At 54.9% G+C, this 14,538-nt stretch carries 14 protein-coding genes; 9 read left to right on the top strand and 5 right to left on the bottom strand.

Annotated elements, in window-relative coordinates; all coding sequences use genetic code 11:
• Positions 1 to 144: 144 nt before the first annotated feature.
• A complete protein-coding gene (locus NATOC_RS05805) occupies positions 145 to 360 on the bottom strand; it encodes a hypothetical protein (protein WP_015320501.1) in 216 nt (71 codons plus the stop codon).
• A 255-nt stretch (positions 361 to 615) separates the two neighbouring features.
• Here NATOC_RS05805 and NATOC_RS22775 point away from each other — a divergent pair, with 255 nt between their 5' ends.
• The 4 genes from NATOC_RS22775 to NATOC_RS05795 all read left to right on the top strand — a co-directional run bounded on the left by NATOC_RS22775 (position 616) and on the right by NATOC_RS05795 (position 5,117).
• On the top strand, positions 616 to 1,023 hold the full coding sequence (locus NATOC_RS22775; protein ID WP_157224591.1) for a nitrous oxide reductase accessory protein NosL: 408 nt from the start codon (positions 616 to 618) through the stop codon (positions 1,021 to 1,023).
• Entirely contained in the window at positions 948 to 2,348 is a 1,401-nt protein-coding gene (locus NATOC_RS05800; protein ID WP_245549703.1) for an amidase, read from the top strand. The genes NATOC_RS22775 and NATOC_RS05800 overlap by 76 nt, the downstream gene beginning before the upstream one ends.
• 132 nt (positions 2,349 to 2,480) lie before the next feature.
• Positions 2,481 to 2,654, top strand: coding sequence for a hypothetical protein (locus tag NATOC_RS21740; RefSeq protein ID WP_157224590.1), 174 nt, complete (start codon positions 2,481 to 2,483; stop codon positions 2,652 to 2,654).
• A gap of 417 nt (positions 2,655 to 3,071) precedes the next feature.
• Positions 3,072 to 5,117 carry a primary-amine oxidase gene (locus NATOC_RS05795; protein WP_015320499.1) on the top strand — a complete coding sequence of 682 codons (2,046 nt, stop codon included), beginning with the start codon at positions 3,072 to 3,074 and terminating at the stop codon, positions 5,115 to 5,117.
• 383 nt (positions 5,118 to 5,500) lie between these two features.
• Here NATOC_RS05795 and NATOC_RS05790 read toward each other — a convergent pair whose 3' ends face one another.
• A complete protein-coding gene (locus NATOC_RS05790; protein ID WP_015320498.1) occupies positions 5,501 to 5,911 on the bottom strand; it encodes a TRAM domain-containing protein in 411 nt (136 codons plus the stop codon).
• Between the two features lie 916 nt (positions 5,912 to 6,827).
• A complete protein-coding gene (locus tag NATOC_RS20950) occupies positions 6,828 to 7,385 on the bottom strand; it encodes a TATA-box-binding protein (protein ID WP_015320497.1) in 558 nt (185 codons plus the stop codon).
• A 474-nt stretch (positions 7,386 to 7,859) separates the two neighbouring features.
• On the opposite strand from NATOC_RS20950, the gene NATOC_RS05785 reads away from it, so the two are divergent.
• Positions 7,860 to 8,660, top strand: a complete 801-nt coding sequence (locus NATOC_RS05785) for an IclR family transcriptional regulator (RefSeq protein WP_015320496.1) — start codon at positions 7,860 to 7,862, stop codon at positions 8,658 to 8,660.
• Between the two features lie 107 nt (positions 8,661 to 8,767).
• On the opposite strand, the gene NATOC_RS05780 is transcribed toward NATOC_RS05785, so the two are convergent.
• A complete protein-coding gene (locus NATOC_RS05780) occupies positions 8,768 to 9,052 on the bottom strand; it encodes a hypothetical protein (protein ID WP_015320495.1) in 285 nt (94 codons plus the stop codon).
• A 491-nt stretch (positions 9,053 to 9,543) separates the two neighbouring features.
• On the opposite strand from NATOC_RS05780, the gene NATOC_RS21735 reads away from it, so the two are divergent.
• From NATOC_RS21735 to NATOC_RS05775, 3 genes are all read left to right on the top strand, one after another.
• Complete coding sequence (locus tag NATOC_RS21735) at positions 9,544 to 9,720, top strand: DUF5786 family protein (protein WP_015320494.1); 177 nt, start codon at positions 9,544 to 9,546, stop codon at positions 9,718 to 9,720.
• A 155-nt stretch (positions 9,721 to 9,875) separates the two neighbouring features.
• Positions 9,876 to 10,007: a hypothetical protein gene (locus NATOC_RS23040; protein WP_015320493.1), complete on the top strand. Its 132-nt coding sequence runs from the start codon at positions 9,876 to 9,878 to the stop codon at positions 10,005 to 10,007.
• A 230-nt stretch (positions 10,008 to 10,237) separates the two neighbouring features.
• On the top strand, positions 10,238 to 11,209 hold the full coding sequence (locus tag NATOC_RS05775; RefSeq protein ID WP_049888888.1) for a deoxyhypusine synthase: 972 nt from the start codon (positions 10,238 to 10,240) through the stop codon (positions 11,207 to 11,209).
• 144 nt (positions 11,210 to 11,353) lie between these two features.
• On the opposite strand, the gene NATOC_RS05770 is transcribed toward NATOC_RS05775, so the two are convergent.
• Positions 11,354 to 11,890 (bottom strand): Rrf2 family transcriptional regulator, encoded by a 537-nt coding sequence (locus NATOC_RS05770; RefSeq protein ID WP_015320491.1) that lies wholly within the window; start codon positions 11,888 to 11,890, stop codon positions 11,354 to 11,356.
• Positions 11,891 to 12,280: 390 nt separating this feature from the next.
• On the opposite strand from NATOC_RS05770, the gene NATOC_RS05765 reads away from it, so the two are divergent.
• Positions 12,281 to 14,248, top strand: coding sequence for an acetate--CoA ligase (locus tag NATOC_RS05765; RefSeq protein WP_015320490.1), 1,968 nt, complete (start codon positions 12,281 to 12,283; stop codon positions 14,246 to 14,248).
• Positions 14,249 to 14,538: the final 290 nt, after the last annotated feature.

Raw genomic sequence — 14,538 nt, 5'->3', positions numbered from 1 at the left:
TCACCCGTCCGGCCGGGTATCCCATCAGGCGTTCGCCGAACACCCGCCGCCGATCGAACACCCCCTGTTTCGCGTTCCGTCCTCGGGTCCTGATGCCAGCCGCTCCGTTTCGAACCGATCCGGAAAATCGGGCTCCGTTTCCCGTCAGTCGTCGAACGCAGTTTCGGCCGAGTCGACGACTTCGAAGGAAGTTGCGCCACACTCACAGCCCGTCCGCTGACCGATCGGTCGAACCGTTCCGTCGGGGTGCTCCTCGGAGGCGTAGGCCTTTCCGCAGGCGGTACAGATCGCCGCGACCTTTCGCGGTCCGGAGTCGGCGTCGGAATCGGCCGTCGACTCGCCGACAGATGAATTTTCCATTTGTTCCCTTATGGTCGTGATCGTCGAAGTCGACTCTGCATTGAACTCGAGACCATTTATAATAGTCTCCGACGGCTCCGAACGTATCGTACTTCCAACGGCGCCGATCTGATCCACTGGTCGCCCGATTCGAAGGACGTACCAGACGGTGTACGTACGATACTCCCTGAGTTCGATCCGTATCCCGGACTCGTCGGCACGTCGTGTTGGTTGGAGTCGTCCTCGGAATCGGGATCCTCGCCGCGGTGGGTGTAGTTGACCGAGGACGGGCATCCGATACCCGATACGGCTCCGTCTTGTACCGACGGCGAGGACGCGTGGTGCATTCACGGAAGCGACGCGAGAACGCCGAGCGGAGAGACGCCCGTTCCGTTCTCGGAGCGTGACGACGCGACCGCGTTCGCCGACGCGCACGGCGGGACGGTGCTCACGTGGGACGAACTGCTCGACGAGGGTACTCCACGAACGGTCCGTTTCGACCACCGATCGGAACCGGCAGCCGACACGAGTCTTTATCTCCCTCTCTCCTATATCACCGACACATGTCAGCACTTCGGGGACGGTCGGCCCGCGAACTCGCAACGGCGATGCGTACCGGCACGCTGTCCGCTCTGGATCTCGTCGAAACGGCGCTGGAACGAATCGAAGCGACGGCGGAGTTAAACGCGTTCATTACGGTCCTCGAGGACTCGGCCCGTGAGCGGGCTCGCGAGGCCGACCGGGCGGCCGATCGTGGCGAGGATCTCGGTCCGCTTCACGGTGTCCCGGTTGCGATCAAGGATCTTCGGAGCCGGAAAGCCGGCGTTCGGAATACGATGGGTCTTGCACCGCTTGCGGACAACGTCGCCGACGAGGACTCGATCGCGGTCGAACGGTTGGAGGCTGCCGGCGCAATCGTCGTCGGTACTACCAGTACACCAGCCCTCGGCCACACCATCAAGACGGAGAACCGCATCGTCGGCGCAACACCGACACCGTTCGACCACGACCGATCCGCTGGGGGCTCTTCCGGCGGCTCGGCAGCTGCACTCGCGGTCGGTACGGTCCCACTCGCAACCGGGTCGGACATCGGCGGGTCGCTCCGAGTCCCCGCCGCCTGCTGTAACGTCATCGGTCTGAAGCCGACGTTCGGCCTCGTCCCCGAGCGGGTCTCGAGCGATGGCTTTAGTACGCATTCGCCGTTTTTCGTCGGCGGTCCGATGGCTCGGACTCCCGAGGACGTCGCCGTGTTTCTCGACGTCCTCGCTGGACAGGACGGACGAGATCCGTTCAGCGTGCCTCGCCGGAAAACGGACTACGTGGCGGCGACCGATCGGTCGACAGCCGATCTCGACGTCGCATACAGCCCGAACCTGGACCTCCAACCGATCGCGCCGGCGGTGCGTGAAACGGTCGACGCCGCCGTCGGTGACCTCGCGACTGCTGGTGCGACCGTCGATACCGTTGACGTGTCACTCCCACCGTACGAGGAGCTGTCGATGGCGTACGTCGAGCAGGTTGGCGTCTTTTTCAGCTCGTTCGCCCAGCAACTCGCCGAACAGTACGAGATCGACTTCGAGACGGCAGACGTCGCGGAGACCGTCCGCTCGACGATCGCACTCGGAGCGGGGACCGACGCCACCGCCGAGCGACTGCAGAACGTCACCCGAACTGCCGCGTACGACGGCATCGAAAACGCCCTCGATGGCTATGACGTCCTCGTGACGCCGACGCTCACCGTCCCACCGTACAGCAAACACCTTGCTGACGGCTACCCGACGGAGATCGACGGCCAGTCGGTGATGGGTGTCCCGACTGACGCGATGCTGACGTGGGTGTTCAACCTGACGGGCCATCCTGCGGCCTCGGTGCCTGCTGGCTTCACCGACGATGGCCTCCCCGTCGGACTACAGATCGTTGGGAGACGGTTTGCCGAAACCGATATACTGAGTGTCGCTGGAGCGATTGAACGAGCCCGCCCGTGGACGGATCGGTATCCTGCGGTCTGAGTACGGCTGTTCGGGATGCGTTAGCCGGCGGTTCGTAGGGCCGTTATCGTTGCCTTCGAATCGGAATCACGGTGCTTGGACCTCGGTTGGTGTTTATCCCCGAGCCGTTGTCTGAGTGGAGCGTGCCTTGATATGAACGTCCAGACCCTGATCTTTGACCGTCTCAACACTGACATCCTCCACACGGCTACAGCCGTGGGGTTCCCCCACTGGGGTCAACTGCCGTCCACTAATTCGGTTCCGGCCGCCGAGAGCGAGGTCAACTCTACGTTCGAGAAGACCGAACATCCAGTATCCGTTCTTTAAGTTGTTCTGGCTACAAGGTAGAGCTATGACCGGAAGTCGTTCTCTCCTGCTACCCAGTTCGGTAGCGTAAACTACCGCTAGTGTGTGGGTCGTGGTTGCGAGGAGAAAATCCCGTCGCTTACGGCGGAGAGGATGGCATCACGGCCAGGGCCACTACTGGATGACGCAGACGCAGCACTCGAGGACAACGTGTGGGCATTGCAGCGCTGAGTCGTCGAGCTGTGGGTTTGAGAACGCCGATCCGAAGTTGCGTAGGGCCGCGTGGGCTCGGGCTGTCACGATCGCCGGCAACTAGGGAGCGAGATCGTATCAGACTGACCTCCAAGTAGCACTGTATCACTCCTCACTACCAACGGACTGGACCATAGCTGCGAAGTGTACCAAAACTATATATTATGGTGTGTGGTGCCAAGGACCATGACGGCAGAAGCCACAACAACGGTGGATCATCCGTACGACCCATTGACGGCCGAAGAGATCCATCAGGCGCGCGAAATCCTCGAAGCTGAACAAACAATCGATGAGGGGTATCGGTATATAAAGATCGTACTCGAGGAACCACCGAAGCGCGAGATCAAAGACTTCGAGAAAAACGATACGCAAATAGAACGGAAAGCGTTCGTGATCCTTCGAGACAGCAATGAGAAGACGAACTACGAAGCCGTCGTTTCACTTGACACTGAAGAACTCACTTCGATAGAGGAGCGGCCTGACGTTCAACCGTCTATCACGCTTGCAGAGTTCGATGAGTGCGAACAGACGGTCAAAAACAACGAGGAGTGGCGAGAAGCTGCAAGCAAGCGAGGCGTCGAGAATTTCGACCTCGCAATCGTCGATCCGTGGTCGGTCGGTCACCATCTCGTTCCCGAGAACGTCGACCGAAACCGTCGGCTCGCCCATGCGATGTCGTGGATCCGAACCAGCGAGACAGACAACGGGTATGCGCGACCCCTGGACGGGCTCCATGCATGGGTCGATCTCGATGAGATGGCAGTCGTAAAAGTCCTCGACCGGGGTACAAAGGTAGACGATGTCGTCTCCGACCTCGAGGACGCACCGTACCGTGAGGAGGATCGGGATCTTCGTGACGATCTGCGGCCATACAACGTCGACCAACCGGAAGGTCCGAGCTGGGAGATCGACGGGCGAAAGATCGAGTGGCAAAACTGGCATCTCCGTGTTGGCTGGACAAAACGCGAAGGGCTCGTTCTCTACAATATCGGCTACGAGGACGACGGTGAGGTCAGACCGATTATCCACCGTGCATCGGCTGCAGAAATGAACGTTCCGTACGGCGATCCGGATCCCAATCACAACTGGAAGAACGCTGGTGACATTGGTGAGTACAATATCGGGAGACTGGCGAACTCGCTGACTGAGGGCTGTGACTGTCTCGGTCATATGTACTATTTCGACGCGGTGATGAACGACGTCGATGGTGAGGTAAACGTCGTCCCGAACGCCATCTGTGTCCATGAGGAGGATTATGGCACTCTCTGGAAACATACGAACTGGCGGACCGAAAACTCCGAGGTGAGGCGGAACAGGCGACTCGTCGTCTCGTTCGTCGCCACCGTGGGGAATTACGACTACGAATTTAACTGGTACTTCTATCAGGACGGCTCGATCGAGCCACAGGTTCGGTTAACGGGGATCAACAGCAATGGTCTCGTTGACTCTGACGAGGATCCCACGTCGGGCTATTACGAGATGTTGGCACCGAATGTTAAGGGGATGGTCCACCAGCACTTCTTCAATTTCCGGATTGATATGGAAGTCGGCGGCGAGAAAAACCGTCTGTACAGACGGCAAAACCAGCCAGTCCCGAAGGGGCCGAACAAACAGATTCAATGGGATGGCGAGGAAGCGGTCGATGATATCAACCCGACAGGAGCAGCCTTCTATGCGGACAAAACACCGCTCGAAACCGAGAAAGAAGCACGAGAACTAATTAACTCGTTGAAGGGTCGATACTGGCAAGTCGAGCATGTTGAGAATACGAATCGACTCGATCAGCCTGTCGGCTACAAACTCGTTCCCGGAGAGAACGTTGAGGCGGCGGCCCAACAACAGTCCAGCGTTATGGAGCGGGCTGGCTATATCGCCTATCATCTCTGGGCAACGCCACATCGGGATGACGAGCGGTTCCCGGCGGGGGAGTATCCGAATCAGAATCCCGGTGGTGACGGGCTCCCGAAGTGGACCCAGCAGGATCGCTCGCTCGATGGCGAGGATATCGTGCTATGGTATACCCTTGGTGTCAACCACGTCGACCGCCCCGAAGACTGGCCGGTCTTGCCCGTCCATCCGGCGAGTTTCAAGCTGGAGCCAGTGAACTTCTTCAGTGAGAACCCGGCCATCGATGTTCCACCGGAACACGCGATCAAAGATATCCATGCTCGGCGAGAACAAAAATACGACGATCCCGACACTGTTGCCGGATCCGAATCAGACGATGACTGAAGCATGCACCCATTGTGGGCTGCCAGTGGCTGGCTCGACAGTTACCGATTCCGACATTGATGGGCGCTTTTGTTGTCGAGGCTGTCTTAAAACGTATCAAATCGTCATAACTCTTGAATAGACCTCTTTGATACCCTTCTGCGCCTAAAGGCGCCCCCAGAACGCTTCACGTTCTGGGATGCGGTCGAGACGCGTCACGGTAACGCAGGAATCCCGAGCAGTGGAAGTCCCGGGTTCGCAACTACGGACGCTGCCACTTCACGGGAGTTCGTCTAACCCAGCCGTCGTGATCGGTGGCTGACTGCCCATACCAAGCGGTCGTTCTCGAAGTCCGGTTCTCCCATCAGCTCCCTCCGGAAAGATGGTAGTTGAATCGACTCGTACTACGTGTCCTCGTGCTCGAGGACCTCGGCGAAGGCCACGTTCTCCTGAACGTCGGTGACTTTGATTTTGACACGATCTCCCGGTGTCGTTTCGGGAACAATGATCACGTAACCGCGTTCGACACGAGTAATCCCATCCCCTTGTTCTCCAGTGTTCTCGATCTCGACAGTCCGTGTTTCTCCCTCCGTGGCCGGTGGCTCAGGATGTGGGGCCCTGGACGACTCTCGCGTCTGCCCCGACTGGTCGCCTCGATCCGACGAGCGAGACGGAAAGAGCGCTGTCCGATACCCTTCCGCTAATTCTACATCGCCAACATTGAGTTCGCGTTTGGGGACCTCAATTACGTATGTATCGTCCTGTTCTTCGACCTTAGCGGTAAATACACACAGTAGCTTTTCAGAAATCTCCATGAGCGTTGATTCTTCTTTACCAGACTCTTGAGCAGCACCTTTAGTCCAGCGAATGATAATCGTATATCCACATTACTGCTGAACAGCGCGAAAGCCGACGACTTCAGTCGTGGAATGAAGCGCGCAAGCTTGACGCGACCTCGAACCGTACTTTCGCGTACCGAGGCCGAGGGAAGGATACACACCCTAACGGGGTAGATGAAGCCGCGCCCTCGTCCGGCGGTCGCACTGGCGCGACCCACAACGCGGGTCGCTTTCGGACGCGGAGAAAGCGAATCCGCGACCCTCACCAACCATGAGACCACGTCTGTGACGAGAACCACACGACTGCAGTCGTGGAAGGACGTCAGTGGGAAAACGTTCACTAATACTCTCGACGACAGGTTCAAGACAATGCTCCTTCCTCTGAGCAGCAGGACAGGTCTACTCGTTAGCTATCTTCCAGGTGAAAACGGGGCATCTAGAACTATAGTATTATCTATACAGACTCTCATCAAGAAAAACCTTATACCGATATTGTGAACAGTCTCGTATCGTTATTCATATAGATCTATCAAAGAGAAAGCGAAACGGCATTTCTCTATGTTGAAACTGTCAGGGTTTATGCAACTCGAGAACAAGAATCGGGAGTAGCGTCGTGCTTAGAGCTCGATGGCAGATCGCGGGTATCGTTCCATGTTTGAAGGTCGGTTCCTGCTGTGGTGCTCTTGACGTTTCCATCAAATACTCTACATGAATATGTAGTGATGTGTATCTTATACTCCCATCTATCTATCATCTATAGATAATTATAAGATAGTCTATTTGAAACTTCGAAAGCAGGCAGTAGTCCGTATTATCCCCAATAATAATTGAATGGGTATATTTGACCTCTAGTGTTGTAGTATGGACAGTCATCACATGCCTGTTGATCCATTCAGGAGTTAAGTCCTAAGTCCTCGAGTTTTGAGGCAATAACGTTAACAGCATTTGTTGCGTCTTGGACCTCCGTACCGCCAGTGATGACAGTCTTTCCGCTCCCAAAAAGCAATGCAACGACGTCCGGTTCGTCAAGCCGATAGACGAGTCCAGGGAACTGTTCAGGTTCGTATTCGATCTGTCCTAGCCCTAAACCGACAGCAACAGCATTGAGGTTAAGAGAGTATCCCAGATCCGCTGATGAGACGATATTTTGGACAGTGAAGGGGTTTTCTTCAATTGAAATTCCTAGACGTTCGAACGCATTGAAAATAGACTCGACTGATTTGTTGATATCTTCGACACTCTTCGATCCGGTGCAGACGACTTTCCCCGTATGAAATATCAGACCAGCAGATTTCGGCTCATCTATGCGGTAGACAATACCTGGAAACGTCTTCGGATCGTATTGTGCGTTGTCGAGGTCTTCGGCCAGTGTCTGGAGATCGAACTCCCGTCCAGTATCGCCTGAGGCGACTACGTTTTCGATAGTAATGGTGTCTGTGGGATCAGTCATCTAGTACTTATAGAGTGACATTCCGCCTTCTGTATTTTGAATCGTACGTAATAGACAACGTTATCGTGGTGACTGGGAGTCTTTGGCTGAGCCTTGGCCCTGGTTATGGCGGTTTAGGGGCGAAGTCACACGGCTTTTGCTTTCTGTAACGAGGGTAGCCACCAAACTCGTGGAGAATGGGTTGGATGGGGAGATCGCCGTCCCCCATTCCAGTGGATCTCTCGGAGGCCGAATTTCTCACCGATCAAGATGGCTATCGAACTCCCATCTCCAGAGTAGGACTGAGCGGTCGGATCGGCTACCCCAATCAAGACTCATCGATGGTGGTCTCAGACTCTCAAATGCGGATTGACCGCTTCCGTAATTCTCGAGTGGTATTTCTCTTGGGGTACCGAAGCGTGATGCGTCCACCGAACAGTACTTAATAGGACAGGATGGCCGTACATATATGTCCCAGCAGGTAGAGCAGAAGATATGGGGAAACAAACGGCGAAAACAACAGAACGATCACTCTCGATAATAAATACGATTCAGAATCTGGGTGGGGCAACGGCGAGTGAGCTGGCTACCGAATTAGAGATCGCAAAAAGTACGATTCACGTGCATCTCAGAACACTTCTCGAAAACGGGTACCTCGCAAGAGAGGGGGAACAGTATCATATCGGGTTACGATTTCTGAATCACGGGGAGTACGCGAGATCGCGAAAGAGGGCGTATATGTTAGCCAAAAATACCGTAAATAAGATTTCCGACCAGACGGACGAAGAGGTCGAATTCGTCGTCCGGAATAATAACCGGGGAATTCTGGTGCACGAATCGTTCCATCAGGATAGCCAATTTCCCGTCAAGGAGCAACACGCACCGAATATGGCGACCTCCGCCGGCATCTACTATCATCTTCACAACGTTGCGACTGGGAAGGCGATCCTTGCTGAACTCTCCGACGATCATGTCGAGGACGTCCTTGACGAGTGGGGACTGCCAGCACAGACCGAGCAGACGATTACGGATCGGGAGACGCTTTTTGATGAACTGGAGCGGATTCGCGAGGAAGGCATCGCATTTACCGACGAAGAGTATGTAGACGGATTACGCGAGGTCGGAAGGCGGGTAAAGACTCCCGATGGAAGTGTTCTGGGTGCGATCGCTATTATCGGGCCGAAGTACAGATTCTCGAGCGAACGATTTATTGACGAACTGCCTACTCTTCTCAGAAACCATGTCGAGGACCTAGAAACGGCGATCGAGGAAACGTATATGGACGGTTTCCGGTAGCGATCTGTCTCCCGATTTGCCGGGGTATGACCGAGACTGGAGTCGTACCGCACCCGTTCTAAAATAGCACTATATTGGAGGAACCCGGCTTCTGGAGCGCAGCGTTCCTATTCGTTTTTGACCTTACTCGCCTCAACAACCGTACCGACGTTCGTCCATCCAGAGTCGTTCGATCCCTGTCGTCCAACAAGGACCGATTCATTATCGCTGCTCGAGATGAATCGATACGCTGCGTCGTCGTCCCTGCAGGTACCCTCTGCTTGGAATTCTTGCTGGAAAAACTCTGCACCTGAAAGAGTGAAGATCGCACTTCTCCCATCGTCAAACGTGAGTTCAATGGGATCGGGGCTGATGTTGTGCATCCGTTTCGCGATCGGGTTGAGTTCGGCCATACCTCTCGTTAGGGATTGTGGCTCTAAGAATTTCTGATTTCAGCTCAACCAGTTTGATGCTCTTCTCATTACATTCGGACCGACGAAAAGACGAGAGTATTCCGTCCTCGGAATCTTTACTACTATCATCTATTCTCCATTTCGCTTCACTAATGACTGGCTGAATATCCCTCGGTTGTAGCGTCTTGGTGGCACCCCGTTTGTTAGCTCACTACCGTTTCCCTTCGTTCGAATATAGTGTCCTTTTATATTACTCGCTGACCGACGGCCAGCACATTTTATACAAAAGTACGGGTGTAAACACACCGTGTGTCGTCAAAAAGTCCTCCTGGAGACCAGCTCTGGGGGTCGTCTCCGACAGATATGCTTGTCAGTAGCTGGAACGATATATTACAGCTATACTGCTGTTTTATAAGTAACCACTAGATCAACGAGTAGCCACTTCAGCAGCCAATATCTTGATTATCTTTGCTCGCCAAGCTACCACTTGTATGGGAATGGGCAACTATGATCAGAGCGAGTACGAGCGCCGTGAGCAAGCAATCTCTGAAGTGGACTCTCGTTCCGAAGATCAGCCTACCGAATACCAGGGTAAGGTAATCTTTGAAGAGAACGTCTCAACCGAGGACCTCCTCAGAAGCTTACAGCAGATGAAGTCAGAGGAGTAGTGGAGTTTGGAGCCAGATATACGTGATCGTCCTAATTACGGGCGACTCCATCGTCTGTGGACGATATACGCGCTTCACTAGTCGGTCTGGATACCGTCCGAACCTCTCAGATAGATACCAAACCGTTTATGCTTGCTGGCTCATTACCTTCGATCATGGAGCTCGACAGAGTCCTTAGTGGCGACCAGCTCACTGGCAAGCAAGCAGCGATAATTTTCTTTTCCTGGCTCGCAGTCGTCGTTATTGCCGGGTTCACGCTCCTCTTGATCACGAATGGGACGGTTTGAATCACCCACTGGCGATTGGAGTCAGCGAGGACTCCCGTTCTGGCTACCGTCGGTGGATAGAGAGTAATTCCGTTCACGGTACAGAATCCGGCCCTCTCTACCACAGAACGAACCACTGACCACAAGCAGACGTCTGCTGAGTACTTTTGTTTGCGTCCGATGATAGTGTCGTGATCTTAGCTCCGATCGATCCCGAGTCATTCAAAATGGTCACCACACAATTGTACGGTATGACCGACGACTCTCATGATCACGTCGTTCCTGGAAGCGAAACAGAGCTAGATACGCCAGACGTCCAAGGATATGACTTCCGTGGCGAATTTGACTTCGAGGAACTGCTCTCGTCTTACGAGACCACGGGGTTCCAGGCCACGCAGCTCGCAGAAGCCATTGGGATTGCCAAGCAGATGCAGGAAGACGATGCCACGGTCTATCTGACGTTTACCTCGAATATCATCTCGTCTGGGCTGCGTGAGACCGTTGCGTATCTCGTTCGTGAGGGGTACGTCGACGTCATTATCACCACCTCCGGAGCACTGACGGAGGACGTCATCAAGACGGCGAAACCCTTCAAGCTGGGTGAGTGGGACGCTGATGAGGCTTCGCTTCGCGACCGGGGAATCAACAGACTCGGAAACATCTTCGTTCCCTCCGACCGGTACGTCTGGTTGGAAGAGTACCTCTACGACTTCTTCGACGACTTTTTCGCAGAGGAGAAGGTTCGAACGCCGACGGCCTTCGCCCGTGAGCTCGGCCACACGCTCGAGGACGAAGATTCGGTCCTGAATCAGGCCGCGAAGAACGACGTGCCGGTCTACTGTCCGGCACTGACGGACGCCGAGGTCGGCAACTTTCTCTACTACTATCGGCAAGGGTACGATTCGGAGGTCGGAATCGAAATTCTGGACGATTACGATTCGCTCATCGAGGACGGATTGCTCGCGGACAGGACGGGGCTCATCGCGGTCGGTGGCGGCGTTCCCAAACATCACGCGATCATGACGAATCTGTTCCGCGGCGGCGCGGACTACGTCGTATATATATCGACTGGAATGGAGGGTGATGGATCCCTCTCCGGAGCGCCGCCAAACGAAGCCGTATCATGGGGGAAGATCAAGAATGACGAAACGAATTATACACAGGTGGAAGCAGAGGCGACGCTCGTGTTTCCTCTGCTAGTGGCGGGCGCGTTTGCTCACTGACAGGAGGACCAGTATACGTTTGAGACGAGATAGCTGTGTTACCAGCGTAATTCTGAAGGAATGGGGTTCACATAGTAGGCGAAGTGGACGTCTGAGAAAACGGAGCTGAGTGAACGAATTCGGCAGTGACGGCTTCAGCCATGGTTACAGTCGTGGGGTTTCGCCTGTCGCTTCTGTAACCATCTCGTCAATCTGGAGTATAAGAACGTTGTTCGTGTCGTCCTTCCCGTCGACGACTCCCTTGATCGTGAGCTCTGCGAGCGGGGTCGGGCCAACGCTGACTGGCTCGCCTTCCTGGAAGCCGTCGATCGTTTTCTGAATATGGATCTCTGCTCGGCAAAGCTCAGGATGATGAACGCTTGAAAGGGTAATCCCTTCGATAATAGTCTCTTCAGACTCACCTTCGTGTTTGAGTGAGACCGTAGCTGGTTCGTCCATCTGCTGGATTCCGAGAGCTTCATAGGCTGCCGCTGTCGGCTTGTAACCGCCCTTCGGCCCGGGGATCCCTTCAACCAGTTGGAGCGATTTTAGACTCTGCATCTGGTTACGTATTGTCCCCGGGTTACGATCGGCCTGATCGGCGATATCATCACCTTTGACTGTGCCATCAGATTGCTTGTAGAGATTCGTCAGCGTACGTAGAACCATCTTCTGGTTTGCTGTGAGCTCAATCGACGGCATATTCGAACTTGGTGGGCACTCTGCTTAAGTCCGTTGAATAGCAAACGTGGATTCGCTTCTTTTTAGATTTCCCGTGACGTTCATACTACTCAGAAAGACATTATGTTCACTCCACCGGTATCGGTCTTGGGCGGCGGTTTGGCTGTCGAATCAAACTGGGCGGGCTCGAGCTTGCGGTTGACGGGACGGTGATCGGATTAGTAGGTTTGCCAACAGCCGTGAGCGAGAATTGAGAACTTTCACTAATTGCTCACTCGTCGGTCGCTCTAGCAACTCTCTATTCCTGAAGGGCCTCATCGTTCTCACTGCTCGTTAGCGGATTTCAACTATAAGGACATATGGTGACAATGAGCAGAATATACAGGTGTCTCGGTATCGAAGTTGGTATCTATGGACGAAACGAGAGCTGTGCCATCGCTCCTCGATATCCCAGCGGATCGCTACTGGCCCCCAGAAGCGTTTCTTCGTGATGCGAACGTAACAGATCTCGTTGCTAGTGGTCACCCGAACGAAGAGTGGCCGAGACAGTGGGAGGATGCCGCGTCGCTACTCGCATGGGACGACCCGTACAGTACGCTCATCGACGACGAGGACGCGCCCTTCTACCGATGGTTCGTCGATGGTACGTTGAATGCATGCACAAACTGTATCGACCGCCATATCTCCACTCAGAAAAATCAGGTCGCACTACGGTGGGAGGGCAAACGAGGAGAGCAGCGAACATACACTTACTACGATCTCTATCGCGAGGTGTCAGCTGTTGCGGCCGCTCTTCGAGATCTCGGCGTCGAAGAAGGTGACGTCGTCACGCTCTATTTGCCAAAACTTCCAGAGTTGCCAATTACAATGCTCGCCTGTGCTCGTATCGGGGCGCTTCACAACGTTGTTTTCGCTGGTTTCGCTCCCGACGCACTCGTCGAGCGCATGCGGCATATCGACTCACAAGCGCTTGTCACCTGCGATGGTAGTTTCCGTGACGAAGCCGTGATCAACCAGAAACGGAAGGCCGATGCAGCACTCGCCTCGCTCGAGAAATCTATTCCGACGCTTGTTGTGAATCGGCTAGGGAAGAGTCACGATACGACTCTTACTAACGACCAGTATGACTATGAGTCTCTCGTCGAAACGTACAGTGGCACGGACGTACCACCAGTCTCGCGGGAGGCAACCGATCCACTCTTCCATATCCATACCTCGGGGACAACTGGCGATCCACGACGAATGACTCATGCAACCGGAGGCTATCTTGCGGGTGTCGCCTGGACGGCCCAGACCGTCTTTGATCTCTCGTCAGCAACTTCACTCTGGTGTACGGCTGATATTGGATGGATTACTGGGCACTCCTACGTCGTCTATGGACCCCTTCTCTCGGGTTCGACCGTCGTCCTCGTAGAGGGCAGTCTTCACTATCCGGATCGACACCGTCCATGGGAGGTGATCGAGCAAAACAGCGTCGAGGTCTTCTACACGACCCCAGGAATCGTTCGAACCTTCATGAAGTGGGGCGAATCGTTTCCCGCAGCCCATGATCTCTCATCGCTACGGCTATTGGGGACCGTCGGTGAGCCAATTGGGCCAGATACCTGGGAGTGGTTCTATACTCACGTCGGCGAAAGGCAATGTCCGATCGTCAACACGTGGTGGCAGACTGAAACCGGATGCGTTCTCCTCTCACCCATCCCAGGAATTGACGAGATGAAGCCAGGATCGGTTGGCAAACCACTACCAGGAGTTGAAATCGAGATCGTAGACGCGAACGGACAGGAGCTTCCACCGGGTGAACCCGGCTATTTGACGATCGTCCGTCCTTGGCCGTCGATGCTCACTCCTCTCGAGAGCGATTGGTACTGGGTTCTTGCGGAATACTGGCAAACCTTCTCGGATCCCCGAGCCGATAGCTGGCGGTATTTCACTGGTGACCAAGCCGTCATTGACGATGACGGCGATGTATGGATCATCGGCCGTGACGACGATGTGATCACGATCGGAAACCGTCGGCTCGGAACCGCCGAACTCGAAGCTGCGATTACGACCGTCGATGGCGTTACCGAAGCCGCTGCAGTTGCCGAGAGATCCGGTGGAGACACCGCTCTCTGTGTCTTCGCAACGCTCACACAGGGACCGCAGGATCGGAACTCCGTTCGGAAAACGATTACAGAGACGGTTGCTGAACGGATCGGCGAGTTTGCCCGGCCGACAGCCATCGTATTCACGCCCGAACTACCCGAAACCTATTCTGGGAAAACGATGTACCGCGTCCTCGAACATGTTGTCAACGCGAGGCCACATTCGGACAGCGATTCTCTCAGAAATCCAGCAATTGTCGGTGAACTCAACACAGTATGGAATGAGCACTGACTGCGCCGAACAACGTTCCCCCGTCGCAAGGGTGATATAGACCCGCTCCCGAGCAATTCCACCACTGCTGACAACTGGTGTCTTTCTACAGGCAGAGTAGGCTGAGTGCCTCGAGATAGTTCGAAACTTCCTGTTTTCGTGACTGAGCGGAGCGAAATCGTACGAGACGGTGTTGGCGTCTCGTGGTGACGAACGGTGTCGTTGGCACCGGTCTACCCACTCCCTGGGTCCGCAAGACCTTCGGTCTCGCTTGCTAACGAGCGCTGGAGCCGTCTCGAACCACTTGCCTC

This window comes from Natronococcus occultus SP4, assembly GCF_000328685.1.
Taxonomy (GTDB): domain Archaea; phylum Halobacteriota; class Halobacteria; order Halobacteriales; family Natrialbaceae; genus Natronococcus; species Natronococcus occultus.
This window is presented reverse-complemented; position numbering and strand designations above follow the sequence as displayed.